Raw genomic sequence first — 23794 nt, 5'->3', positions numbered from 1 at the left:
AGGATTAACGATGGCTACAGGTAAGATCGTACAGATCATCGGAGCAGTAGTCGACGTAGAGTTCCCACAGAGTGACGTTCCAAACGTATACGATGCTCTGAATGTGACTGACTCAAAAGAACGTTTAGTTCTTGAAGTTCAGCAACAGCTTGGCGGTGGCGTGATTCGCGCAATCGTAATGGGTAGCTCAGATGGTTTACGTCGCGGCGTAACAGTAGAAAATACTGGTGCTCCAATCTCAGTTCCAGTAGGTACTAAGACCCTAGGTCGTATCATGAACGTTCTTGGTGACGCGATTGATGAGTGTGGTGAAATCGGTGCGGAAGAACATTATTCTATCCACCGTCAAGCACCTAGCTATGAAGAATTATCGAACGCAACAGAGCTACTAGAGACTGGTGTTAAGGTAATCGACTTAATTTGTCCATTCGCTAAGGGTGGTAAAATCGGTCTATTCGGTGGTGCTGGTGTAGGTAAAACCGTTAACATGATGGAGCTTATCAATAACATCGCACTGCAGCACTCTGGTCTGTCAGTATTTGCGGGTGTTGGTGAGCGTACTCGTGAAGGTAACGATTTCTACTACGAGATGCAGGAAGCAGGTGTTGTAAACATCGAAAACCCTGAAGAATCAAAAGTAGCAATGGTTTACGGTCAAATGAACGAGCCACCAGGAAACCGTTTACGTGTTGCCCTGACAGGTTTGACAATGGCAGAACGTTTCCGTGACGAAGGTCGTGATGTACTTCTGTTCATTGATAACATTTACCGTTACACGCTTGCAGGTACAGAGGTTTCGGCTCTACTAGGTCGTATGCCATCTGCGGTAGGTTACCAGCCAACATTGGCAGAAGAAATGGGTGTTCTTCAAGAACGTATCACGTCAACGAAATCTGGTTCTATCACGTCTGTACAGGCGGTATACGTACCTGCGGATGACTTGACTGACCCGTCTCCTGCAACAACGTTTGCTCACTTAGACGCAACAGTTGTACTTAACCGTAATATCGCAGCTATGGGTCTTTACCCTGCGATTGACCCGTTAGATTCATCTTCTCGTCAACTTGATCCACTGGTTGTTGGCCAAGAGCACTACGATATTGCGCAAAATGTTCAGCAGACGCTTCAGCGTTACAAAGAGTTGAAAGATATCATTGCGATACTGGGTATGGACGAGCTTTCTGAGGCAGATAAGCAAGTTGTATCACGTGCTCGTAAGATTGAACGTTACCTAACTCAACCTTACCACGTTGCTGAAGTATTTACGGGTGACCCTGGTGTATACGTACCTCTTAGCGAGACACTACGTGGCTTTAAAGGTCTTCTAGCTGGCGAATACGACGATATTCCAGAGCAAGCGTTTATGTACTGCGGTACGATTGACGATGCGCTAGAGAACGCGAAGAAGCTTTAATAGAGTCTTACAGGAGGCGTTATGACAGCATTAACATCAGTAAGCTTCCATTTGGATGTTGTGAGTGCAGAACAACGAATTTATTCGGGTCAAGCTCGTAGCATTCAGATTTCAGGTGAGAAAGGTGACCTTGGTGTTTTAGCGGGACACACTCCGCTATTAACCACGATTCGCCCTGGTATGGTTCGCATTGTTTCTAAGAAAGGTGATGAAGAAATTATTTATCTTTCTGGTGGTGTTTTAGAAGTACAAGCCAACGATGTGACCATTTTAGCGGATACTGCTGTACGCGGTAAGGACTTAGACCTTGCTAAAGCGGAAGAAGCTAAACGCCGTGCTGAAGAGCTGATCAACCAACCTTATGGTGATGTTGATTTTGCGAAAGCATCTGCGGAACTGGCGAAAGCCGTTGCTCAGTTGAAAGTCATTGAACTGGTGAACAGACGTCGCTAATACTTAGCTTCGTTTGATATAAAAGGCAGCCTAATCGCTGCCTTTTTTGTTGGAAATTTATATAAAGCGGACATTCGTATTTAACTAATGACGGATTAACCGCTAGAATCAGCACTTAATTATAAAATGTCAGTGGATTACAAATGAAATTTAGTGCAGTCATTCTCGCTGCGGGTAAAGGAACCCGCATGTATTCAAACATGCCTAAGGTATTGCATACATTGGCAGGTAAGCCGATGGTTAAGCATGTGATTGATACATGTAATAGCTTAGGTGCTCAAAATATTCATTTAGTTTATGGTCATGGTGGAGAGCAAATGCAAACCGCCCTTAGTGAAGAGTCGGTAAGCTGGGTATTGCAAGCGGATCAGCTCGGTACTGGCCATGCGGTTGATCAGGCTTCCCCTCAGTTTGATGATAATGAAAAAGTCCTCGTTCTATACGGTGATGTCCCGTTGATCTCTGAAGAAACGGTCGAGAGTTTACTTGAAGCTCAACCTAACGGTGGTATCGCCTTACTCACCGTCGTACTTGATAATCCTATGGGATATGGCCGTATTGTTCGACGAAATGGCCCAGTTATTGCGATTGTTGAACAGAAAGATGCAACAGACGAGCAGAAACTCATTAAAGAGATTAACACCGGCGTTATGGTGGCGACGGGAGGTGATCTCAAACGTTGGCTTGCGGGACTTAATAATCAAAATGCACAAGGCGAGTATTATTTAACCGATGTTATTGCGGCTGCGCACAGTGAAGGGCGAGCTGTTGAAGCTGTTCATCCTATCAACCCTATTGAAGTTGAAGGTGTTAACGACCGTTCACAACTTGCGCGTTTAGAGCGAGCCTATCAATCAGCACAAGCACAAAAACTATTAGAGCAGGGCGTAATGTTACGCGATCCTTCTCGCTTTGACCTTCGCGGTGAACTGCAGTGCGGAATGGATGTTGAGATAGACACCAATGTGATTATTGAAGGTAACGTATCGATTGGTGATAACGTTATTATCGGTACTGGCTGTGTACTTAAAGATTGTGAAATCGACGACAACACCGTTATCCGACCGTACAGCGTGATTGAAGGCGCGACGGTTGGGGAAGAGTGTACGGTGGGTCCATTCACTCGTCTTCGCCCTGGCGCTGAGCTTAAAAATGATGCTCATGTTGGTAACTTCGTTGAAGTGAAAAATACGTCTATTGGCGAGGGCTCTAAAGCGAACCATCTAACGTATTTAGGTGATGCTCAAATTGGTCAGCGTGTGAATGTCGGTGCAGGTGTGATCACTTGCAATTACGACGGTGTAAATAAGTTTAAAACCACCATTGGTGATGATGTTTTTGTTGGTTCTGATTGCCAGTTGATTGCTCCTGTTACAATTGCTGATGGAGCGACTATTGGTGCCGGCACCACATTGACAAAAGATGTTGATCAAGGTGAACTGGTCATTTCACGAGCAAAAGAGCGCAAATTTTCTAATTGGCAGCGCCCAGTAAAAAAGACCAAATAATCTGAACGATCTCAATTTTGATGAGTTTGGCTTAGACCGTCATGATTGATAAACAAAAGGGTTGGCTTTGTGCCAACCCTTTTTGATTTCAGTCGCTAAATGTTGAGATAACGAGGATTTGTTTAGTTTTGAGGAATAGCGATTCGTTTTTCCAGCCAGCGAACCGCTTGAGAAACGCATAATATTAGAATGAGGTATTCAAAGACGAGAAAGGTATAAATCTCGAGAGGTAAGTACTCATTAACGACCAACTCATTTGCTCGCCGGGTTAGATCACTGAGCCCTATGACGCTCACTAACGATGACATTTTGAGTATATAAACAAATTGATTGCCTAGAGGAGGCAATATTTGACGAAAAGCCTGTGGAAATATGACGTATTGCATCTTGCGCCAGTAGTTCAGCCCTAGCGCTTCAGCTGCTTCATGCTGTCCCTTACTGATGGACTGAATGCCACCTCGAAACACTTCAGCCATAAACGCACTTTCTGCAATGGTTAATGCAATCACTCCCGCCCAAAAGTAGTCGAGAGAGACATCGAGCAAGGTCGGCATCCCATAATAGACCCACAAAAGCAGAACCAGTACAGGAATGGATCGTACCGATTCCACATAGATTCTGTTTAATCCACGTAAGACCTTGTTGTTAGATAATGCGGGCAACGCGACCAGTAGACCAATCAACATGGCTAAAACCATGCTTAATAGTGAAACAGAAATCGTATCGTAAAAGCCTGCGGTGAGAAACTTTAGGTTGGTCTGCCCTTGAGGGGTGGTTGGATCGAGAATATACCATCCCCACTGGTAGTCTGAGCATCCAGTGAGTAACAACATTATTAATAGAGCGGTGAGCGTACGAAGGTTCACACAATTACCTATTCAAGCTAAATAAAATCATTTGTTACTGCTATGTTATCAATCATGCAGCATAAAAAGTAACTTATTTTAAGGATAATAATAATGAAGAAATTGATGGTATTTTTGGGAATGTGTTTGCTGTCTTTAAGTGCGCTTGCCGCGGATACTAGCCGCTTGCATGGCATTTTAAATAGTGGGGTGTTGAAGGTTGGGACTACTGGGGATTGGAACCCGATGACGATGAAAGATCCTGCAACCAACAGTTATCGTGGGTTTGACATTGATGTAACGACCGAGTTGGCCAAAGATCTTGGTGTCAAAGTAGAATATGTGCCGACAGATTGGAAAACCTTAGTGAACGGCATTACCGCAGGTAAATACGATATTACGGGAAGCGCTTCACTGAACATGTCTCGAGCGAAAGTGGCAGGGTACAGCCAGCCTTATTTCTATTTGGCGTTTGTGCCTGTTGTACAGAAAAAAGACCTAGAGCGATTTTCAGATTGGGCTGATTTTGACCGTGCCGATGTTCGAGTCGCAGCAACATTGGGAACGGTTCAAGAAAAAATGGTCAAAGATTTCTTTCCTTTGGCAAAGCATGTCGTGATTGAAGCGCCAGCACGAGATTTTCAGGAATTGCTAGCAAGGCGTGCTGATGTGTCGGTGACTTCAAATGTTGAGGCGGCGACTTTGGTTGAGAAATTTAGTCAGTTGGCGATTGTGCCAGTAAAAGAGCCTCGCAAGCCTACTCCGATCGCTATGCTGCTACCGCAAGAAGATCAAGTTTGGATTAACTACATTAATCACTGGGTAGAGTTAAAGAAAACTCAAGGTTTTTTCAAAGAAACCGCACAGAAGTGGGGCTTAACGAGCATGTAAATAAGCACTTTGTTTAAGTACTTATTGTGAGTCTGCAAGTTGTGAGTTTACAAGCGCCGCTAACGATAGCGGCGCTTTTTATTATTTATCCCTTACTACTCTTGCGTTGTCTGGTGCACGAAAGTGTCTAGAAAGTTGTCGGTTTGAGAGCACATAACCCACCCATAAGCCAAGGGTGCAAATGATGATAGCGAGACCGGTTGCCGATTGAGCTTGGCTTGCCATCGCTGCGACCAATGCACTAGCAGCACTACTGACGCTAATTTGAATGCTGTTTTGCAATCCCGCTGCGGTTGCTGGGCTCTGTTTTGCGCTTGAAAGGGCTCTATTCACCACAATTGGATACAAAGCACCATTAGCAACAGCAATAAAGCAGAATGGTGTCAAAATAGGCCAGATGGATGTGAGTTGCCACTGTGACACAATAAACACCAATAAAGCGGCAACACTAAATAGCCCAATAATGTGTCGGAGTACTTTTTCATCGCCAAACTTTTTCACACTCGCTTTACCTAAATATCCACCAACCATAAAGGCAAGGGTTTGGGGGATAAAGCTCAAACCAATGTCTTTAGCTGAATACCCTAGCTGAGACATAATTTCTGGCATTCCCGTTAAGTAGGCAAAAAATGCAGCGGACGCTGTAGCAAACATAATAACGTTGCCAAGATAAACCTTTGAACTAACAAGTGCTTTAATATCGCTCTTGATGGAAGACTGCTTCTGTTCTTTTTCTTGTTTTGGTTGAGAAAAGGTAAAAGCAACCAAGGCGGTTCCCATCAGTGTGAGAGCAACGAAAATGCTAGGCCAACCAAAATTATCAGCAAGGACAACGCCGAGTTGAGGAGCCAATGCAGGAGAAAGCGCGACCAGTGGCATAATGGTTGCGAACACTTGCTGACTGGTTTTCGAAGAATATTGCTTGATCACCATTGCTTGCCAAATAACCGCAGGCGCACAGACACCAAACGCTTGAATAAAGCGAAGGGTAAGAAGCTGCCAGACCTGTTCACTAAAGGCTAAACCCAAAGAGGCGATGGTAAATAAACTAAGACCCGCGACCAGTGTCATTCGGTGACCATATTTGTCACTGGCGAGTCCCCACAGTAGTTGGCCCAGCGCCATTCCAACGAGGAATATGGTCAGCGATAACGCTATTTGTTCAGGCCCTGTCGCGAAATCCATCTCCATCGCTTTAAAGGCGGGGAGGTACATATCTGTAGCAATAAAGCCAAGCATCGAGAGTGCCGCTAAGTAAGCGAGCTGAAGTTTCGAAACGTTCATATTTATTATCCGTTCAAATTTTTTAACTGTTAAATTCTGTTTTTTGTTGCTGTTAAGGTTCCATTTACGGTTCCTGTACGCATGGTGGTATTCTATTTTTTGTAATCAATAAAATTAAACGCTAAAATTGTTAGTTATGAATCAAATAATTTGATGGATAAATGTTCTCGAAATCTTCTTTAGAAATGATCGACACTGTAGCTCGGTTGGGTAGCTTTACCGCCGCTGCGGATGTTTTGCACAAAGTACCTTCCGCGATCAGTTATGGCGTACGTCAGGTTGAGCAAGATCTCGATGTTCTGCTATTTCGGCGTTTACCTAGGAAAGTAGAACTGACTCCCGCAGGAGAGCTCTTTGTCGTTGAAGCTCGAATCATGTTGCGCCACATGGAAGAAGTCCAATCGCAAACCAAGAGAGTAGCTCATGGGTGGAAAAAGACCCTTAAGTTGACACTGGATAACGTGGTTCGCCTGGATAAAATGAAGCCATTGATTGAAGATTTTTATTCAACATTTGAATTTGCAGAGCTGCAAATCAATATGGAAGTCTTTAATGGATCCTGGGAAGCGATCTCTCAAGGGCGAGCCGATATTGTTATTGGTGCCACATCCGCAGTCCCTGTTGGTGGCGAGTTTGAAGTCAGAGATATGGGAATATTGGATTGGGCATTTGTTATGTCGCCAAGCCACCCGTGTGTCAAAGAGCAAAATTTGACAGAAAATTTTGTCAGTCAATACCCCGCTATTTGTTTGGATGACACTTCCGTCGTCCTTCCTAAACGTCATACGGTGCACTACCCAAAGCAGAGGCGCTTGCTCTTACCGAATTGGTATAGCGCAATAGAGTGCTTAAAAAATGGGGTGGGTGTCGGGTACATGCCTCGACATATAGCACAACCACTGATTACTGAAGGTTTGTTGGTGGAGAAAGTACTCAACGAAGATAAGCCATTAAGCCAGTGCTGCTTAGTTTGGCGAAAGGATGAGAATCACCGGCTCATTAAGTGGATGGTCGAGTATCTTGGTTCAAGTGAGAAGCTTCATCAAGACTGGTTGCAATCCTAGTTCGCCAGCAAAAGCGAGAGATCAAGAACTCAAGGTTGAAGACGAGACAAAAAAGCCAGTGAGGTGATCACTGGCGTAATATTGGGTAGGATTCAAACGCTTTTCTAAGGTCGTTCAAATACCGTTGCAATCCCCTGACCTAAACCAATGCACATTGTCGCCAAGCCGTATTTGACGTCTTTCGCTTCCATGAGATTGATCAGCGTGGTCGAAATCCGCGAACCTGAACAGCCGAGAGGGTGACCAAGTGCAATGGCGCCTCCATTTAGGTTGACCTTTTCATCGACAACATCAAGCAGGCCTAGGTCTTTTGCACAAGGTAAAGACTGCGCTGCAAATGCTTCATTAAGTTCAACAACGCCCATATCTTCAATGTTTAAACCTGCACGTTTCAATGCTTTTTGAGTCGCAGGGACGGGGCCATAACCCATGATTGAAGGATCACAGCCTGCGATGGCCATCGATTTTATACGAGCTCGGATTTTTAGACCTAGCTTATTGGCTTTTTCTTCACTCATAATCAGCATCGCTGATGCGCCATCGGAGAGTGCTGATGAAGTGCCTGCCGTTACTGTACCGTTCGCAGGGTCAAAGACTGGTCGCAATTGAGATAGGCCTTCAACCGTTGTTTCTGGGCGAATAACTTCATCGTAGTCTAAAGTGAATAACGAACCGTCAGCAGCGTGCGCTTCTGTAGGCAGAATTTCATTTTTGAAACGACCCTCTACCGTTGCTGCCTGTGCTCTGGCGTGGGAACGTGCGGCGAAAGCATCTTGATCTTCACGGCTGATTCCATGCATTTTACCTAACATTTCAGCAGTTAAACCCATCATCCCCGCCGCTTTTGCGACGGTCTTAGACATACCAGGGTGAAAATCGACCCCGTGGTTCATGGGTACGTGGCCCATATGCTCAACACCGCCAATTAAACAGATTTCAGCATCGCCGACCATGATTGAACGCGCGGCATCATGCAGAGCTTGCATTGACGAACCGCATAAACGGTTTACGGTGACGGCACCAATTTCAATGGGTAACCCTGCTAGCAGGGCAGCATTACGTGCCACATTAAAACCTTGTTCGAGCGTCTGCTGGACACAGCCCCAGTAGATATCTTCAATTTCGACAGGGTTGACTTCAGGGTTGCGCTCTAAAATACCTTTCATCAAATGTGCTGATAGGTCTTCGGCACGAGTATGACGGAAAGCTCCACCTTTGGAGCGTCCCATTGGGGTACGAAGGCAATCAACAATCACTACATTATTCATTTTGCTATTCCTTTTCCAAGTGTGGGTTATAGAGAGCTTGCTTGTTGAGCGTCGTAAAAGCTTTCGCCTTTCTCTGCCATATCAATGAGCAACTGAGGTACTTGATACATAGCCCCAAGCTGTTGATAGCCTTTAGCCATTTCAACAAAGTTGTTAATACCCACGCTGTCTAAGTAGCGGAATACTCCCCCTCTAAATGGAGGGAAGCCTAATCCATAAACCAATGCCATATCGGCTTCCTGTGGCGATGCAATGATGCCTTCTTCTAAACAAAGCACCACTTCATTGATCATTGGAATCATGACACGTTGAATAATGGTTTCATCGTCGAAATCTGTTGGCTGTTGGCATACGTCAGCCAGGATAGGAAGAATGTCTTCAGAGAAGGTTTTCTTCGGACGACCGCGTTTGTCTACGCTGTACGTGTAGAAACCGCTGCCGTTCTTCTGGCCGTATTTTTCAGCGACGTAAAGTGCGTCAATTGCATCACGACCTTCTTTACCCATACGCTCAGGGAAACCTTGCGCCATGACCGCTTGTGCGTGGTGTGCTGTGTCTAGGCCCACAACGTCTAGTAGATATGCAGGGCCCATTGGCCAACCGAATTTACGCTCCATGACTTTATCGATCTTAGTGAAGTCAGCGCCGTCACGGAGCAACATGCTGAAGCCGCCGAAGTAAGGGAAAAGCACACGGTTAACGAAGAAGCCTGGGCAGTCGTTGACAACAATGGGTGATTTGCCCATTTTCGCCGCGTACGCGACAACGCGATTAATCGTTTCATCCGATGTGTGTTCACCGCGAATGATTTCAACCAACGGCATACGGTGAACAGGGTTAAAGAAGTGCATACCACAGAAGTTTTCTGGGCGCTTCAACGATTTCGCTAGCAGGTTGATCGGAATCGTTGAGGTGTTTGATGTAAGAACCGTGTCTTCACCAATCAAACCTTCCACTTCACTCAGCACTGCTGCTTTTACTTTAGGGTTTTCTACAACCGCTTCTACAATCACATCAGACTGCTCAACACCTGCGTAATGTAGGCTTGGAGTAATAGAAGACAAAATACCTGCCATCTTGAACCCATCTAGGCGACCGCGTGATAAGCGTTTATTCAATAGCTTAGATGCTTCGTTCATTCCAAGGTCAAGAGATGCCTGTGCGATATCTTTCATCATCACTGGCACGCCTTTCAATGCTGACTGATAAGCAATACCGCCCCCCATGATGCCTGCGCCGATAACCGCTGCTCTTTCTGTGGCTTTGTTTGCTGATTTACCCGCTTGTTTGGCGAGGCTTTTAATATATTGATCATTTAGGAATAACCCAACGAGCGATTTGGCTTCTTCTGACTTGGCGAGTTTGATGAACAGCTGACGTTCAATATCTAATGCGTCGTTACGATCGCTGCGTGCGGCTTTTTCTATCGCTACAACAGCTGTCATGGGTGCTGGATAATGAGGTCCGGCTTTTTGAGCAACCAACCCTTTTGCCATGGTGAAGCTCATCATCGCTTCTAACTTGCTCAGTGATAGGGCGGACGTTTTCTGCTTACGACGCTTTTTCCAGTCTATTTCTTCATTGGCTGCAAGTAAGACGGTGTTAATGGCAGATTGTGTTAACGAGTCCGATTCAACAATAGCATCCAGTAATCCTATTTTTAGTGCTTCATCAGCACGACAGGCTTTTCCTTGGGTGATAATTTCCATTGCACTGTCAGCACCAATGACGCGAGGTAATCGAACACATCCTCCAAATCCTGGCATGATGCCTAGCTTTGTCTCCGGAAGACCAATGCTGGTGGTTTTATCACCAATGCGGAAGTCGGTAGCGAGTACACACTCACATCCGCCACCAAGGGTATGACCTTTTAGTGCGGAGAGCGTTGGGAAAGGAAGATCTTCGAGTTTGCTGAATATGTCATTGGCAAAACGAAGCCATTGATCAAGCTCTTGGTCGGTTTTAGCAAAGAGGCCTAAAAATTCCGTGATATCAGCACCGACGATAAAGGTATCTTTATCTGAAGTAAGGATTAATCCTTTAATGTCCGATTGTGCTTTTATTGCATCAAGCGCTTCGTCGAGTGATTCTAACGTGGCTAAATCCAGTTTATTGACGGACTTCGGTGCGCAAAAACTCAGTTCTGCTATTCCATTCTCGTGTTTTTTTACCTGTAGGGTGTTGGCTTGGTAAATCATTGTCTATCTCCGTGACATACAGTTTGAGACTGTGTGTGAGAGTTATTGTTTTATTTGTATGATTATCGTTCTGGTTTGACCAGTTTTTTTAGTGTGTACTCAACTTTGATTATTTTCAATACATTTTTTAAACAACTGTTTAACATTGTGCAGTAAAACAGAACGGAGCCACTTTTTCTTATGCTCGTGATACACTGTCTATCCTTGCTTCTGTTTATGTAAACTCATGAATGACCAACCTTATTTGATACCAGAAAGTCCCATAATGTATGAGGAAGAGATAAAGAAAAGTGTTTTCATTACGCAACTCGCTCATACGCCAAGTATAGAAGCGGCTAAGTTCTTTATCGATGGGATAAAAAAGCAGCATTCTAGCGCTAGGCATAATTGTTGGGGATTTGTTGCAGGGCGAGCAGAGGATTCAATGAAGTGGGGGTTTAGTGATGATGGTGAACCTTCAGGCACAGCTGGTAAGCCCATTCTGGCTCAGTTATCGGGTTCAGGGATTGGTGAATTGTCTGCTGTAGTCACTCGCTACTCTGGCGGAATTAAACTTGGCACGGGTGGATTGGTCAAAGCATACGGTGGGGGCGTGCAACAAGCACTCAAGCTGCTTCAAACAATAGAGAAAAAAATAACCATTAAATTACAGCTAGAGTTAGACTATGGCTTCATGCCGATAGCTCAAGCTCTTTTGACTCAATATCAAGCGATAGAGATTGATGCAAACTACAGTGGTAATGTCATATTGATGATCGAAATTGAGCAACGAGTTGCCAATAGCTTTATTCAAAATGTCATTAATAAAAGTGGTGCAAAAGCAACGGTCATAAAAATAGAACAATAACTAGGAAGTCAGAAGCACTTGCTTCATATATAAATAACCATGCAATTTCGATCGATTATACGGATAGTCGGATTACTGCTCGCTCTTTTTAGCGTATCCATGCTCGCCCCTGCACTTGTTGCTTTGCTCTATCGAGATGGTGCCGGTGTCCCATTTGTGACGACTTTCTTTGTGTTGCTTTTCTGCGGCACCATTTGTTGGTTTCCGAATAGAAGCCATAAGCAAGAGCTTAAAGCCAGAGATGGCTTTCTCATTGTGGTTTTATTTTGGACGGTTATCGGCAGTGCAGGCTCACTCCCTTTTCTTATTGCTGATAATCCTAATATCTCTGTCACCGATGCTTTCTTTGAGTCCTTTTCTGCCTTAACAACAACAGGGGCAACGGTGATTGTTGGGCTTGATGATCTGCCAAAAGCGATCCTTTTTTATCGCCAGTTTCTGCAATGGTTTGGTGGAATGGGGATCATCGTCTTGGCCGTGGCTATTTTACCTGTGCTTGGTATCGGTGGTATGCAGCTGTATCGAGCCGAAATTCCTGGGCCAGTAAAAGACAGTAAAATGACCCCACGGATAGCCGAAACAGCGAAAGCTTTATGGTATATTTACCTCAGTTTGACGATCGCGTGTGCAACAGCGTTTTGGTTCGCGGGAATGACGCCGTTTGACGCGATAAGTCACAGCTTCTCGACGATCGCTATAGGTGGCTTTTCGACCCACGATGCGAGCATGGGGTATTTCGATAGCTCAACCATTAATATGATTACGGTTGTTTTCTTATTAATCTCCGCATGTAACTATTCTCTTCACTTTGCTGCCTTTGCTTCGGGTGGTGTTCACCCTAAATATTACTGGAAAGATCCTGAGTTTAGAGCGTTCATCTTTATACAAGCGCTGCTTTTTGTTGTCTGTTTCCTCATATTACTAAATCATCATACTTACGACTCTCTTTATGATGCTTTTGATCAGGCCTTATTTCAGACCGTATCAATTTCTACAACGGCTGGATTTACCACGACAGGTTTTTCGGAGTGGCCGCTATTTCTGCCCGTTCTTTTGCTCTTTTCATCTTTTATTGGCGGTTGTGCCGGCTCTACTGGCGGAGGGATGAAGGTGATTCGTATATTACTGCTGACCTTACAAGGGGCTAGAGAAATGAAAAGATTGGTTCACCCAAGAGCCGTTTATACCATCAAGGTTGGTGGTACGGCACTATCTCAACGTGTTGTCGATGCAGTTTGGGGATTCTTTTCTGCTTATGCGTTGGTGTTCGTTGTCTGTATGTTAGGCCTTATTGCAACAGGTATGGATGAACTCAGCGCGTTTTCTGCTGTAGCTGCAACTCTGAATAATTTGGGTCCTGGACTGGGGGAGGTAGCGCTCCACTTCGGTGATGTAAACGACAAAGCGAAATGGGTGCTGATTATCTCAATGCTCTTTGGCCGCCTAGAAATATTTACCCTACTTATCTTACTCACACCGACATTTTGGCGTAGTTAAGGACAATAACAATGAAAGCTCTCTTTTTATATTCAAGCCAAGACGGTCAAACAAAAAAGATCATCCATTATATTCAACAAGAGTTGGATCTTAATGAGTGTGATGTAATAGACATACACCAAGCCGATACGGTGGAACTGGGTAAGTATGAAAGAGTGTTGATTGGTGCTTCAATACGATACGGTCATCTTAATAAGAAACTCTACCAATTTATTCAAAATCACCAAAGCAGCCTAGAATCAGGAAAGTCTGCATTTTTCTGTGTTAACTTGACGGCGAGAAAAGAAGAGCAAGGAAAGGACACTCCTGAAGGTAGCGTCTATATAAAGACTTTTTTAAACAAGTCCCCGTGGAAGCCAAAACTTATCGGTGTATTTGCCGGTGCTCTTTATTACCCTCGTTATAAGTGGATTGATAAGGTGATGATTCGCTTTATTATGAAATTGACGGGTGGAGAAACAGATACAAGTAAAGAAGTCGAATACACCAACTGGTCAAAGGTCACTTTATTTGCAAAACAGTTCAATGATATGTAGATAAAGTAACCGTTTTGGCGTGTTTTGATGTGTTTTTAATCGAACAGGCCATTTCTTTAAGAAAACATCAAGAAAGCGCTTGCCAATGTGATTTCTATCTCTATAATGCGACCTCACTGACACGGGGAAGCATCATTACTTCGGTTTTGAAACGCCCAGCCAGTAAGGTCTACTAGCTTAAGCCAAGAGCTTAAAAAAGGTTTTAAAAAAGTGTTTGACACTGAAACTTAAATCGCTAGAATGGCCGTCCGCTTAGAGAGCTTCTTCTTAAAAAGAATGCATCGACAAGCAACGCTCTTTAACAATTTAAACCTATCAATCTGTGTGGGCACTCGTTGATGATAATCCAATATGTTTTTACCTAGGTAAAAACAGTTTCTTCGGAAACAACTTTGGTTTCAATGAACTGAGTGACCAATTCAATTTGGTACAGCCTTGAGCTGTTTGATTTCACTTTTTAAAGTGAAAACCAAAAAGAGCACAGTCAATTCATTATCTTTCTGTTGGAAAGATAATAGCTTTAGAATTACAGGTTTATCTTCGGATAAATCCTAGTTTTGAAGTCAGTATTCGTTGAGCCGAGCCCTATTTATTTAGGGAATCAAAATCTTAAATTGAAGAGTTTGATCATGGCTCAGATTGAACGCTGGCGGCAGGCCTAACACATGCAAGTCGAGCGGTAACAGAAAGAAAGCTTGCTTTCTTTGCTGACGAGCGGCGGACGGGTGAGTAATGCCTAGGAAGTTGCCCAGTAGAGGGGGATAACCATTGGAAACGATGGCTAATACCGCATAATCTCTTTGGAGCAAAGCAGGGGACCTTCGGGCCTTGTGCTATTGGATACGCCTAGGTGGGATTAGCTAGTTGGTGAGGTAATGGCTCACCAAGGCGACGATCCCTAGCTGGTCTGAGAGGATGATCAGCCACACTGGAACTGAGACACGGTCCAGACTCCTACGGGAGGCAGCAGTGGGGAATATTGCACAATGGGCGAAAGCCTGATGCAGCCATGCCGCGTGTATGAAGAAGGCCTTCGGGTTGTAAAGTACTTTCAGTCGTGAGGAAGGGGGTAAGTTTAATACGCTTATCTCTTGACGTTAGCGACAGAAGAAGCACCGGCTAACTCCGTGCCAGCAGCCGCGGTAATACGGAGGGTGCGAGCGTTAATCGGAATTACTGGGCGTAAAGCGCATGCAGGTGGTTCAATAAGTCAGATGTGAAAGCCCGGGGCTCAACCTCGGAACTGCATTTGAAACTGTTGGACTAGAGTACTGTAGAGGGGGGTAGAATTTCAGGTGTAGCGGTGAAATGCGTAGAGATCTGAAGGAATACCAGTGGCGAAGGCGGCCCCCTGGACAGATACTGACACTCAGATGCGAAAGCGTGGGGAGCAAACAGGATTAGATACCCTGGTAGTCCACGCCGTAAACGATGTCTACTTGGAGGTTGTGGCCTTGAGCCGTGGCTTTCGGAGCTAACGCGTTAAGTAGACCGCCTGGGGAGTACGGTCGCAAGATTAAAACTCAAATGAATTGACGGGGGCCCGCACAAGCGGTGGAGCATGTGGTTTAATTCGATGCAACGCGAAGAACCTTACCTACTCTTGACATCTAGAGAAGCCAGCGGAGACGCAGGTGTGCCTTCGGGAGCTCTAAGACAGGTGCTGCATGGCTGTCGTCAGCTCGTGTTGTGAAATGTTGGGTTAAGTCCCGCAACGAGCGCAACCCTTATCCTTGTTTGCCAGCACGTAATGGTGGGAACTCCAGGGAGACTGCCGGTGATAAACCGGAGGAAGGTGGGGACGACGTCAAGTCATCATGGCCCTTACGAGTAGGGCTACACACGTGCTACAATGGCGCATACAGAGGGCAGCAAGCTAGCGATAGTGAGCGAATCCCAAAAAGTGCGTCGTAGTCCGGATTGGAGTCTGCAACTCGACTCCATGAAGTCGGAATCGCTAGTAATCGTGAATCAGAATGTCACGGTGAATACGTTCCCGGGCCTTGTACACACCGCCCGTCACACCATGGGAGTGGGCTGCAAAAGAAGTGGGTAGTTTAACCTTTCGGGGAGGACGCTCACCACTTTGTGGTTCATGACTGGGGTGAAGTCGTAACAAGGTAGCCCTAGGGGAACCTGGGGCTGGATCACCTCCTTATACGATGATTTTCACGATGAGTACCCACACAGATTGATATGTTTAATACGTTAAGAGTGACCTATGTCCCGTTCGTCTAGAGGCCTAGGACACCGCCCTTTCACGGCGGTAACAGGGGTTCGACTCCCCTACGGGATACCATCTTTAAACGCACTTCTCTGATTTTTATTCAGGGGGTTTTAGTGCTTTTAAACATGGTTTTTTTCTTTCATAAGAAATGAATCTGCTCTTTAACAATTTGGAAAGCTGACGAACAACAACTTGATTGGTTGTTGTTCAAATAAAAGTTCTCAAATCCTATTCTCTTTTAGAGACTAGGTACCAACACACATTCAAGTGTTCTTGGAAACAACATGACTTGTCATGTTCGTTTATATTTGAGTCCGGCAAAATCGCAGTTTGATGTCACTTTTTAAAGTGAGACAAACTGATGTCTCTCGCTCATTCAAATAATGAGAGACAAATTACACCTTGGTTGTTTACCATACATAAGACCTCTTGGGGTTGTATGGTTAAGTGACTAAGCGTACACGGTGGATGCCTTGGCAGTCAGAGGCGATGAAAGACGTAATAACTTGCGATAAGCCCAGATTAGGTAGTAATAACCGTTTGAGTCTGGGATTTCTGAATGGGGAAACCCACGTGCATAAGCACGTATCGTTGTGTGAATACATAGCACAACGAGGCAAACCCGGGGAACTGAAACATCTAAGTACCCGGAGGAGTAGAAATCAACCGAGATTCCGAAAGTAGCGGCGAGCGAAATTGGAGTAGCCCTTAAGCTTTTAATGATGCAGGTGAAGAGTCTGGAAAGTCTCGCGATACAGGGTGATAGCCCCGTAACCGACACATCATAATCAGTGAAATCGAGTAGGGCGGGACACGTGATATCCTGTCTGAATATGGGGGGACCATCCTCCAAGGCTAAATACTACTGACTGACCGATAGTGAACCAGTACCGTGAGGGAAAGGCGAAAAGAACCCCTGTGAGGGGAGTGAAATAGAACCTGAAACCGTGTACGTACAAGCAGTAGGAGCCCACTTGTTGGGTGACTGCGTACCTTTTGTATAATGGGTCAGCGACTTAATTTTAGTAGCAAGGTTAACCGTTTAGGGGAGCCGTAGGGAAACCGAGTCTTAACTGGGCGTACAGTTGCTAGGATTAGACCCGAAACCAGGTGATCTAGCCATGGGCAGGTTGAAGGTTGAGTAACATCAACTGGAGGACCGAACCGACTAATGTTGAAAAATTAGCGGATGACTTGTGGCTAGGGGTGAAAGGCCAATCAAACCTGGAGATAGCTGGTTCTCCCCGAAAGCTATTTAGGTAGCGCCTCGGACGAATACTACTGGGGGTAGAGCACTGTTAAGGCTAGGGGGTCATCCCGACTTACCAACCCTTTGCAAACTCCGAATACCAGTAAGTACTATCCGGGAGACACACGGCGGGTGCTAACGTCCGTCGTGGAGAGGGAAACAACCCAGACCGCCAGCTAAGGTCCCAAAGTATAGCTAAGTGGGAAACGATGTGGGAAGGCTTAGACAGCTAGGATGTTGGCTTAGAAGCAGCCATCATTTAAAGAAAGCGTAATAGCTCACTAGTCGAGTCGGCCTGCGCGGAAGATGTAACGGGGCTAAGCTATACACCGAAGCTGCGGCTGCATACTTTGTATGCGGGGTAGGGGAGCGTTCTGTAAGCGGTTGAAGGTGGTCTGTAAGGGCTGCTGGACGTATCAGAAGTGCGAATGCTGACATGAGTAACGATAAAGGGGGTGAAAAACCCCCTCGCCGGAAGACCAAGGGTTCCTGTCCAACGTTAATCGGGGCAGGGTAAGTCGACCCCTAAGGCGAGGCCGAAAGGCGTAGTCGATGGGAAACGGGTTAATATTCCCGTACTTCTTATAATTGCGATGGGGGGACGGAGAAGGCTAGGTGGGCCTGGCGACGGTTGTCCAGGTTCAAGTACGTAGGCGGAAAGTTTAGGTAAATCCGGACTTTCTTAACGCTGAGATACGATGTCGAGCCACTACGGTGGTGAAGTCATTGATGCCATGCTTCCAGGAAAAGCCTCTAAGCTTCAGATTATAAGAAATCGTACCCCAAACCGACACAGGTGGTCGGGTAGAGAATACCAAGGCGCTTGAGAGAACTCGGGTGAAGGAACTAGGCAAAATGGTACCGTAACTTCGGGAGAAGGTACGCTCTTGGCGGTGAAGTCCCTTGCGGATGGAGCTACTAGGAGTCGCAGATACCAGGTGGCTGCAACTGTTTATTAAAAACACAGCACTGTGCAAAATCGTAAGATGACGTATACGGTGTGACGCCTGCCCGGTGCCGGAAGGTTAATTGATGGGGTTAGACTTCGGTCGAAGCTCTTGATCGAAGCCCCGGTAAACGGCGGCCGTAACTATAACGGTCCTAAGGTAGCGAAATTCCTTGTCGGGTAAGTTCCGACCTGCACGAATGGCGTAATGATGGCCACGCTGTCTCCACCCGAGACTCAGTGAAATTGAAATCGCTGTGAAGATGCAGTGTACCCGCGGCTAGACGGAAAGACCCCGTGAACCTTTACTACAGCTTGGCACTGAACATTGAACCTACATGTGTAGGATAGGTGGGAGACTTTGAAACTTCGTCGCTAGATGGAGTGGAGTCAACCTTGAAATACCACCCTTGTACGTTTGATGTTCTAACGTTGGTCCCTTATCGGGATTGCGGACAGTGCCTGGTGGGTAGTTTGACTGGGGCGGTCTCCTCCCAAAGAGTAACGGAGGAGCACGAAGGTGGGCTAAACACGGTTGGACATCGTGTGGTTAGTGCAATGGCATAAGCCCGCTTGACTGCGAGAATGACAATTCGAGCAGGTGCGAAAGCAGGTCATAGTGATCCGGTGGTTCTGAATGGAAGGGCCATCGCTCAACGGATAAAAGGTACTCCGGGGATAACAGGCTGATACCGCCCAAGAGTTCATATCGACGGCGGTGTTTGGCACCTCGATGTCGGCTCATCACATCCTGGGGCTGAAGTCGGTCCCAAGGGTATGGCTGTTCGCCATTTAAAGTGGTACGCGAGCTGGGTTTAGAACGTCGTGAGACAGTTCGGTCCCTATCTGCCGTGGGCGTTGGAAGATTGAAGGGGGCTGCTCCTAGTACGAGAGGACCGGAGTGGACGAACCTCTGGTGTTCGGGTTGTCACGCCAGTGGCATTGCCCGGTAGCTAAGTTCGGAATCGATAAGCGCTGAAAGCATCTAAGCGCGAAGCGAGCCCTGAGATGAGTCTTCCCTGGCACTTTAAGTGCCCTAAAGGGTTGTTCAAGACTAGAACGTTGATAGGCAGGGTGTGTAAGTGCTGCGAGGCATTGAGCTAACCTGTACTAATTGCCCGTGAGGCTTAACCATACAACACCCAAGGGGTTTTGTGGGCTCAAATAGAACATTGAATGTGTGATTGAACTTTTATAATCAGTTTTCCGAATTAAGAATTTGCTTGGCGACCATAGCGTTGCGGACCCACCTGATCCCATGCCGAACTCAGAAGTGAAACGCAGTAGCGCCGATGGTAGTGTGGGGCTTCCCCATGTGAGAGTAGGACATCGCCAGGCTTTAAATTTGAACACTTGCTAGCGCAAGTCTTCCACTGCGGAGTGGTAGTTCAGTTGGTTAGAATACCGGCCTGTCACGCCGGGGGTCGCGGGTTCGAGTCCCGTCCACTCCGCCATTATTTCAGAGAACCTCGCTATCGCGAGGTTTTTTTGAATCTGAAGTGAAAAATTTTAGGGGTGTAGCTCCAATTGGCAGAGCAGCGGATTCCAAATCCGCGTGTTGGGAGTTCGAATCTCTCCACCCCTGCCATACAATTTGCATACTTATGCAAAAAGAAAGGCCGCTAGTAATAGCGGCCTTTTGTCCATTTTATCTTTAGTTAATCTAACGACGTCGTTTTCGTTTTGTTGGCTTTTTCTTCGCGGTAGATACTTTCACTGGCGTACTTTTACCTTTCACGAACTTGTAGCCTTTCTTTAGTGTACCGTTGCCTTTGAGTCCTGCTTTAGCCATTGTCTTGCTCCCATTCTAGTTTAGAGATTCGCTTATCATGCTGATTGAGTGTTTGCGCTGCTTTTAAGTACAGATAAGCAGCGACTAAACTAATTAACGGATTGATATCACCTAACAACCCAGCAAATGAATTAAGTAATACACCGTCCATTACTTACCTTTACGGTCATCACGAGCAATTGAAGTTGTAGAAGCAATTGCGCCAACTGCCGCTAATACTCCCGAGGCAATCCCCCCTGTTGTCGCAACATCAGCGACTGCACCAATTGTTAACGCTGCTGTTGCTAGGCCTTCCCAAGTTGATGCTTGTGTTAAGTAGTTCAATAGTTTTTTCATAGTTTCCTCTGTCTCTCGACGTTGGGTTGTAGAGTTAAGCCAAAGATACACCGTGGGCGATCAAGTCCATATCATAGGGCTGTACCCCATTTTCAAACTCAATCATAGCGGCTATAAGTACTGGATATTGTGAAGTCAGTACTTTGTGGTTATTTTCGCTGATACCTAGGCGCTTAGAGACATGTTTGATGTAGTTTTCAACATGCGGGTTCTCTTCACCTGCTGGTGCCCATCGTCCGATAATGTCGCGCACCGTGCCTAAGTTGTACTTGCTTTGGTAGTTTTGGATAAGCTTTGTTGCTGCGCGAATGCCATATTCTGGCGAACCAAATACTGCAAATGTGCCATCACTTCCCGTTTGCCCAATCCAATCATTATGTTCACTGTGCTTAATGTTGGTTGGGTTGTTGTTACGAATACCTCGTGGTGTTCCCATTCCGATTATCTCCTCGATAGCGGTTTTGGCTGGATTGCCTGAATGTCTATGTCTAAAAAGTTGCAACCCGATGAGCGCAATACCACCGAGCGTTCCCATCTGAAGTTTATTCATATTGAAAACTCCGGTAGGGCCACGGTCAGTATGTCTCGCGCCTTCTGTCTTTTTTGTTGTATTTCCGTAGGAATATCTAATTCGGTTTCGAGTTTACGGGTGACGTAAAAGTCCGTTGCTTCAAGGTAACGCTTGGCGTTGTAATACTGCTGTGCGTTAGAGACTTCCGTTGTTAACACAAACTCACTCCCATCCCATCGATAATGCTCTGGATTGCTTGCTACTTCAGGCGGTAGAGCGACGCTGAGCGTGGTCAGCGATGGACTTGATTGAGGCGCGTTAATCGTAATAATTTCTCCAGTCTTATTAACTTGAATCATGACTCTTCTCCCTCTAAAAAAGTCGCACGCGATACAATGCAAACATCAATATCAATGTAGTTGCACGTAAAGACGATTCGGGTTGCTTCGCTTGGCGTAAAAATTGGAATAAAGTAATAGCGCACTGAAAGACCCGCTACAAAAGGCACGACCATAGGCCTGTGACTATTAGGTATCACGCTTCCTTTACTATCAAAGCATTGAGACCAAAATGACACTTGGTCAAGCCCACGAGAATTATCACCATTTGACCAGCTCACGCGAACCTCTAAAAGCTCGATGTTTTCTGAAAGTAAAAACTCGACTTGCCTAGAAGTAGCATCGGTTATTTTGGCGCTTTGATTGACGAGCTCAAAATCAAGTAAGCCACCCTGATTATTAGCGCTTGGCACGATAGGTGAGAGGTTACTCATAACACACCTCACTGACATACACTTCATCGTTTTGTAAGCCTGTCATTGTGACCGCTTTATCAGAAGTTAAGATAAACGACTGCCCCGCTAGCAAAGGCACACCGTTTGCCAATACCATGCCTTGATTCGTACTCGCACAAACCATAATGAGTTCATAACGTTGAGTGTTATCACCAATTGAGATTTGCCCTTGCACATCAATGGTATGTTTACCTAGGTCAATTAAGCGCTTGCTTTCCTTTTTTACTTCTATCGGCTCAACGACTTTCTGCACATCAATAGGGTCAATGACTTTTTGAACCTCAATGGGCTTGACAACCTCAACAGGCAAATCAATGGTAGATCCTGTAATGGTCGCGTTAATGTCAGAGCCTGAAATGGACGGGGTAAAGCGGTGATAGCCAACCTCAAGTTCAATCAGATTAATTTCACTCGATAGATTTTTTATCTCTAAACGAGTAAAGCGTGCCGTGGGCGAGAACTCACCAATATCATACTGCTCCCCACGTTGAAGCTTAACTTCTACCGCCTGACCATTATCAACATCAGACGTTAACGTGACAGAAATGGGCGCACTGGCTTTGCGAACGTAAAGAAAGCGCCCTGTTTCTAGAACTGTCGCCCCTGCATGAGAGGCGAGCGTTTTTTCAATTGACATTACTTTTTACTCCAAAGCACCGCACCTGTGACCACAAGGCCGACACCAATCACCGCCATGACCATTTTCATCATGTCTTTTGAGGTTTTAGCAATGACAGCTTCACCCCCAGTTTGGACGTTTTCGGCTAGGTCACGAATGGCTGATATGGATTTATCGTTTTGGGCGCTCTGTGAAGCCGTCAACCCTGACATCATATCCATAGCATCACGCGTAGTACCTGTTACTGCATCTAAAGCCCCATCAAAGGCATTTCCTGCAAACTTGAGGGAGCTTTCCCCAAATCCAAACGCCTCTTTGAGTCCCACTTCGGCAAAGTCAAAAGCGGAACCTATTGCACCGTGGTCAGTGGATATCATGGTATTGCCACTGCCTAAAATAGCGTTACCTTCGTTATCTCCTTGTAGGGCGTAGTTTTCGGTATTGGTTGTGTAGTTATTCGTGGTACTGGATGATGATTTACTTTTACTTCCCATTGCATCCCTCCACTGGTACTAAGAACACATTTTCAACCCATTGAACGGGTAGGTTAATGAGTCGATGCAGCCCTTTATGCGTGGTATGAAAACGACAACCGTAAGCCCCTATGTTGTTAGCTTGCTCAAGAACGCGAGGGGCCGTATTTGCCAACCCCTCACCGACAGCGCATAACACAACCAACACTTTGCCTTTAGAGTCGCTTTCTACCATGACAACAAAATGCGTCTGCTCAATTTGCCAAATTTGAGCCAAACCACATTTGATATTTCGAAGAATATCTTCTGAGTAGTCACCTAAAGCACTTGCAAATAACGCTGCAATCTGACGACTGTAGGCGATCACTTTAATTTCCATAGTAAGACACCCCCAATCACCAATGCAGCGACAACAACGCCAATCATAAGGCCAGAACTATCTACACGGTTGCCGATACCTCCGGCGGTAATTGCCGTATTACCTGTGCTTGAACCTGATTCGGCACTACTAGGCCCACCGTTAGCCAATCCGCCCGCCACATCACCAAAACTTGGCATACCTGGTATCATGTCGCCTCCTATGTTTTCGTGAATTTCTTAAGCATGACACTGGCGATAATCGTCACAATAAGCGTGACGACAACCGTTGTCGTTAAGTTTGCCGTTTTAACACTGGCATCCCCTTCAATGATGATGTCGCTTTTACTGCTTTCGGCTGTTTTGGTCGCGCCCCACCATCCAGCCCCTAGGCCAGAGGCGACAGCCGCGCCGATAATAACTGGAATCATCGGCGACCTCCCAAAAGCAAGATCAGTATTAAGGCCAATAGACCACCACCAATCCACAGCCATTGAGGATTCATTTGTTGCCAACTTGGAGGCGCGGCAACAATGGTTGAACCATCATTATTTTCACCTTTAGGGGGGATCTTATCTTTTCCATACTCTGGATCCGATGTTTTGGCATCTTCAATGCCAGCCCACGCCCCACCTACTGAGTCAATAACTCCGGTTATCCCTTCCCACCAAGACATAAGCGCCCCC

24 protein-coding genes, 3 tRNA genes and 3 rRNA genes are annotated in these 23794 nt (G+C 45.8%); 14 read left to right on the top strand and 16 right to left on the bottom strand.

Features of this window, described 5'->3' with window-relative positions; genetic code table 11:
- The first annotated feature begins 10 nt into the window (after nt 1-10).
- The 3 genes from atpD (at nt 11) to glmU (ending at nt 3375) form a co-directional block, all read left to right on the top strand.
- On the top strand, nt 11-1414 hold the full coding sequence (gene atpD, locus QF117_RS21340) for a F0F1 ATP synthase subunit beta (protein WP_282388103.1): 1404 nt from the start codon (nt 11-13) through the stop codon (nt 1412-1414).
- A 21-nt stretch (nt 1415-1435) separates the two neighbouring features.
- The gene (locus QF117_RS21335) at nt 1436-1867 is read left to right on the top strand and encodes a F0F1 ATP synthase subunit epsilon (protein ID WP_017034383.1); all 432 of its coding nucleotides are present in this window, start codon (nt 1436-1438) and stop codon (nt 1865-1867) included.
- A 143-nt stretch (nt 1868-2010) separates the two neighbouring features.
- Complete coding sequence (gene glmU, locus QF117_RS21330; protein WP_282388102.1) at nt 2011-3375, top strand: bifunctional UDP-N-acetylglucosamine diphosphorylase/glucosamine-1-phosphate N-acetyltransferase GlmU; 1365 nt, start codon at nt 2011-2013, stop codon at nt 3373-3375.
- Nucleotides 3376-3497: 122 nt separating this feature from the next.
- Here the strand turns inward: glmU and QF117_RS21325 are convergent, their stop codons facing one another.
- Complete coding sequence (locus QF117_RS21325) at nt 3498-4241, bottom strand: amino acid ABC transporter permease (protein WP_282388101.1); 744 nt, start codon at nt 4239-4241, stop codon at nt 3498-3500.
- Nucleotides 4242-4334: 93 nt separating this feature from the next.
- Between QF117_RS21325 and QF117_RS21320 the strand changes: the two genes are divergently transcribed.
- Nucleotides 4335-5111, top strand: coding sequence for a transporter substrate-binding domain-containing protein (locus QF117_RS21320; RefSeq protein ID WP_282388100.1), 777 nt, complete (start codon nt 4335-4337; stop codon nt 5109-5111).
- A gap of 81 nt (nt 5112-5192) precedes the next feature.
- Here QF117_RS21320 and punC read toward each other — a convergent pair whose 3' ends face one another.
- Nucleotides 5193-6395 (bottom strand): purine nucleoside transporter PunC, encoded by a 1203-nt coding sequence (gene punC, locus QF117_RS21315; RefSeq protein WP_282388099.1) that lies wholly within the window; start codon nt 6393-6395, stop codon nt 5193-5195.
- 161 nt (nt 6396-6556) lie between these two features.
- On the opposite strand from punC, the gene punR reads away from it, so the two are divergent.
- Nucleotides 6557-7459, top strand: coding sequence for a DNA-binding transcriptional activator PunR (gene punR / locus QF117_RS21310; protein WP_282388098.1), 903 nt, complete (start codon nt 6557-6559; stop codon nt 7457-7459).
- Between the two features lie 104 nt (nt 7460-7563).
- Here the strand turns inward: punR and fadA are convergent, their stop codons facing one another.
- Both fadA and fadB read right to left on the bottom strand, forming a co-directional pair.
- Nucleotides 7564-8727, bottom strand: a complete 1164-nt coding sequence (gene fadA, locus QF117_RS21305) for an acetyl-CoA C-acyltransferase FadA (RefSeq protein WP_282388097.1) — start codon at nt 8725-8727, stop codon at nt 7564-7566.
- A 26-nt stretch (nt 8728-8753) separates the two neighbouring features.
- Nucleotides 8754-10925, bottom strand: a complete 2172-nt coding sequence (gene fadB / locus QF117_RS21300; RefSeq protein WP_282388096.1) for a fatty acid oxidation complex subunit alpha FadB — start codon at nt 10923-10925, stop codon at nt 8754-8756.
- 226 nt (nt 10926-11151) lie between these two features.
- Between fadB and QF117_RS21295 the strand changes: the two genes are divergently transcribed.
- The 9 genes from QF117_RS21295 (at nt 11152) to QF117_RS21255 (ending at nt 19815) form a co-directional block, all read left to right on the top strand.
- A complete protein-coding gene (locus QF117_RS21295; RefSeq protein ID WP_282388095.1) occupies nt 11152-11772 on the top strand; it encodes a YigZ family protein in 621 nt (206 codons plus the stop codon).
- 39 nt (nt 11773-11811) lie between these two features.
- Entirely contained in the window at nt 11812-13269 is a 1458-nt protein-coding gene (locus tag QF117_RS21290) for a TrkH family potassium uptake protein (RefSeq protein WP_026026673.1), read from the top strand.
- Between the two features lie 11 nt (nt 13270-13280).
- On the top strand, nt 13281-13805 hold the full coding sequence (gene hemG, locus QF117_RS21285) for a menaquinone-dependent protoporphyrinogen IX dehydrogenase (RefSeq protein WP_282388094.1): 525 nt from the start codon (nt 13281-13283) through the stop codon (nt 13803-13805).
- A 611-nt stretch (nt 13806-14416) separates the two neighbouring features.
- Nucleotides 14417-15963, top strand: a 16S ribosomal RNA gene (locus tag QF117_RS21280).
- Between the two features lie 65 nt (nt 15964-16028).
- Nucleotides 16029-16104: transfer RNA gene (locus tag QF117_RS21275), tRNA-Glu, on the top strand.
- A 369-nt stretch (nt 16105-16473) separates the two neighbouring features.
- Nucleotides 16474-19362, top strand: a 23S ribosomal RNA gene (locus QF117_RS21270).
- 87 nt (nt 19363-19449) lie between these two features.
- Nucleotides 19450-19565: ribosomal RNA gene (rrf, locus tag QF117_RS21265) — 5S ribosomal RNA — on the top strand.
- Together the 16S, 23S and 5S rRNA genes with 3 tRNA genes alongside form the textbook arrangement of a ribosomal RNA operon.
- Before the next feature lie 39 nt (nt 19566-19604).
- Nucleotides 19605-19681, top strand: a tRNA-Asp gene (locus QF117_RS21260).
- A 57-nt stretch (nt 19682-19738) separates the two neighbouring features.
- A tRNA-Trp gene (locus QF117_RS21255) sits at nt 19739-19815 on the top strand.
- 75 nt (nt 19816-19890) lie between these two features.
- Here QF117_RS21255 and QF117_RS21250 read toward each other — a convergent pair.
- From QF117_RS21250 to QF117_RS21195, 12 genes are read right to left on the bottom strand one after another with little or no spacing between them, the layout of a single operon-like run.
- Nucleotides 19891-20019 (bottom strand): hypothetical protein, encoded by a 129-nt coding sequence (locus QF117_RS21250; protein ID WP_282388093.1) that lies wholly within the window; start codon nt 20017-20019, stop codon nt 19891-19893.
- Nucleotides 20012-20170, bottom strand: a complete 159-nt coding sequence (locus QF117_RS21245) for a hypothetical protein (RefSeq protein ID WP_282388092.1) — start codon at nt 20168-20170, stop codon at nt 20012-20014. Before QF117_RS21245 ends, QF117_RS21250 begins: the two co-directional genes overlap by 8 nt.
- Nucleotides 20170-20355, bottom strand: coding sequence for a hypothetical protein (locus QF117_RS21240; RefSeq protein ID WP_282388091.1), 186 nt, complete (start codon nt 20353-20355; stop codon nt 20170-20172). Before QF117_RS21240 ends, QF117_RS21245 begins: the two co-directional genes overlap by 1 nt.
- 34 nt (nt 20356-20389) lie before the next feature.
- On the bottom strand, nt 20390-20905 hold the full coding sequence (locus QF117_RS21235; RefSeq protein WP_282388090.1) for a structural protein P5: 516 nt from the start codon (nt 20903-20905) through the stop codon (nt 20390-20392).
- Complete coding sequence (locus QF117_RS21230) at nt 20902-21225, bottom strand: hypothetical protein (protein WP_282388089.1); 324 nt, start codon at nt 21223-21225, stop codon at nt 20902-20904. The genes QF117_RS21235 and QF117_RS21230 overlap by 4 nt, the downstream gene beginning before the upstream one ends.
- Nucleotides 21222-21638 (bottom strand): hypothetical protein, encoded by a 417-nt coding sequence (locus QF117_RS21225; RefSeq protein WP_282388088.1) that lies wholly within the window; start codon nt 21636-21638, stop codon nt 21222-21224. The genes QF117_RS21230 and QF117_RS21225 overlap by 4 nt, the downstream gene beginning before the upstream one ends.
- Entirely contained in the window at nt 21631-22296 is a 666-nt protein-coding gene (locus tag QF117_RS21220; protein ID WP_282388087.1) for a hypothetical protein, read from the bottom strand. The genes QF117_RS21225 and QF117_RS21220 overlap by 8 nt, the downstream gene beginning before the upstream one ends.
- A complete protein-coding gene (locus QF117_RS21215; protein WP_282388086.1) occupies nt 22296-22772 on the bottom strand; it encodes a hypothetical protein in 477 nt (158 codons plus the stop codon). Before QF117_RS21215 ends, QF117_RS21220 begins: the two co-directional genes overlap by 1 nt.
- A complete protein-coding gene (locus QF117_RS21210) occupies nt 22762-23130 on the bottom strand; it encodes a hypothetical protein (RefSeq protein ID WP_282388085.1) in 369 nt (122 codons plus the stop codon). Before QF117_RS21210 ends, QF117_RS21215 begins: the two co-directional genes overlap by 11 nt.
- Nucleotides 23115-23321 carry a hypothetical protein gene (locus QF117_RS21205; protein ID WP_282388084.1) on the bottom strand — a complete coding sequence of 69 codons (207 nt, stop codon included), beginning with the start codon at nt 23319-23321 and terminating at the stop codon, nt 23115-23117. Before QF117_RS21205 ends, QF117_RS21210 begins: the two co-directional genes overlap by 16 nt.
- Before the next feature lie 8 nt (nt 23322-23329).
- On the bottom strand, nt 23330-23539 hold the full coding sequence (locus tag QF117_RS21200; protein ID WP_282388083.1) for a hypothetical protein: 210 nt from the start codon (nt 23537-23539) through the stop codon (nt 23330-23332).
- Nucleotides 23536-23784, bottom strand: a complete 249-nt coding sequence (locus tag QF117_RS21195; RefSeq protein ID WP_282388082.1) for a hypothetical protein — start codon at nt 23782-23784, stop codon at nt 23536-23538. The genes QF117_RS21200 and QF117_RS21195 overlap by 4 nt, the downstream gene beginning before the upstream one ends.
- Nucleotides 23785-23794 lie beyond the last annotated feature (10 nt).

It is taken from the genome of Vibrio sp. YMD68 (genome assembly GCF_029958905.1).
Taxonomy (GTDB): domain Bacteria; phylum Pseudomonadota; class Gammaproteobacteria; order Enterobacterales; family Vibrionaceae; genus Vibrio.
Note: the sequence above shows the minus strand (reverse complement) of the source record. Positions and strands in the feature narration are given on the sequence as shown.

What these genes read in the sequence shown, in the direction of transcription:
- hemG (WP_282388094.1), top strand. Translation starts at nt 13,281, where the DNA reads ATGAAAGCTCTCTTTTTATATTCAAGCCAAGACGGTCAAACAAAAAAG.
- QF117_RS21320 (WP_282388100.1), top strand. Translation starts at nt 4,335, where the DNA reads ATGAAGAAATTGATGGTATTTTTGGGAATGTGTTTGCTGTCTTTAAGT.
- fadB (WP_282388096.1), bottom strand. Translation starts at nt 10,925, where the DNA reads ATGATTTACCAAGCCAACACCCTACAGGTAAAAAAACACGAGAATGGA.
- QF117_RS21335 (WP_017034383.1), top strand. Translation starts at nt 1,436, where the DNA reads ATGACAGCATTAACATCAGTAAGCTTCCATTTGGATGTTGTGAGTGCA.
- QF117_RS21245 (WP_282388092.1), bottom strand. Translation starts at nt 20,170, where the DNA reads ATGGACGGTGTATTACTTAATTCATTTGCTGGGTTGTTAGGTGATATC.
- atpD (WP_282388103.1), top strand. Translation starts at nt 11, where the DNA reads ATGGCTACAGGTAAGATCGTACAGATCATCGGAGCAGTAGTCGACGTA.
- QF117_RS21210 (WP_282388085.1), bottom strand. Translation starts at nt 23,130, where the DNA reads ATGGAAATTAAAGTGATCGCCTACAGTCGTCAGATTGCAGCGTTATTT.
- fadA (WP_282388097.1), bottom strand. Translation starts at nt 8,727, where the DNA reads ATGAATAATGTAGTGATTGTTGATTGCCTTCGTACCCCAATGGGACGC.
- QF117_RS21230 (WP_282388089.1), bottom strand. Translation starts at nt 21,225, where the DNA reads ATGATTCAAGTTAATAAGACTGGAGAAATTATTACGATTAACGCGCCT.
- QF117_RS21250 (WP_282388093.1), bottom strand. Translation starts at nt 20,019, where the DNA reads ATGGCTAAAGCAGGACTCAAAGGCAACGGTACACTAAAGAAAGGCTAC.
- punC (WP_282388099.1), bottom strand. Translation starts at nt 6,395, where the DNA reads ATGAACGTTTCGAAACTTCAGCTCGCTTACTTAGCGGCACTCTCGATG.
- punR (WP_282388098.1), top strand. Translation starts at nt 6,557, where the DNA reads ATGTTCTCGAAATCTTCTTTAGAAATGATCGACACTGTAGCTCGGTTG.
- QF117_RS21295 (WP_282388095.1), top strand. Translation starts at nt 11,152, where the DNA reads ATGAATGACCAACCTTATTTGATACCAGAAAGTCCCATAATGTATGAG.
- QF117_RS21205 (WP_282388084.1), bottom strand. Translation starts at nt 23,321, where the DNA reads ATGATACCAGGTATGCCAAGTTTTGGTGATGTGGCGGGCGGATTGGCT.
- QF117_RS21195 (WP_282388082.1), bottom strand. Translation starts at nt 23,784, where the DNA reads ATGTCTTGGTGGGAAGGGATAACCGGAGTTATTGACTCAGTAGGTGGG.
- QF117_RS21200 (WP_282388083.1), bottom strand. Translation starts at nt 23,539, where the DNA reads ATGATTCCAGTTATTATCGGCGCGGCTGTCGCCTCTGGCCTAGGGGCT.
- QF117_RS21220 (WP_282388087.1), bottom strand. Translation starts at nt 22,296, where the DNA reads ATGTCAATTGAAAAAACGCTCGCCTCTCATGCAGGGGCGACAGTTCTA.
- QF117_RS21240 (WP_282388091.1), bottom strand. Translation starts at nt 20,355, where the DNA reads ATGAAAAAACTATTGAACTACTTAACACAAGCATCAACTTGGGAAGGC.
- QF117_RS21225 (WP_282388088.1), bottom strand. Translation starts at nt 21,638, where the DNA reads ATGAGTAACCTCTCACCTATCGTGCCAAGCGCTAATAATCAGGGTGGC.
- QF117_RS21215 (WP_282388086.1), bottom strand. Translation starts at nt 22,772, where the DNA reads ATGGGAAGTAAAAGTAAATCATCATCCAGTACCACGAATAACTACACA.
- glmU (WP_282388102.1), top strand. Translation starts at nt 2,011, where the DNA reads ATGAAATTTAGTGCAGTCATTCTCGCTGCGGGTAAAGGAACCCGCATG.
- QF117_RS21290 (WP_026026673.1), top strand. Translation starts at nt 11,812, where the DNA reads ATGCAATTTCGATCGATTATACGGATAGTCGGATTACTGCTCGCTCTT.
- QF117_RS21235 (WP_282388090.1), bottom strand. Translation starts at nt 20,905, where the DNA reads ATGAATAAACTTCAGATGGGAACGCTCGGTGGTATTGCGCTCATCGGG.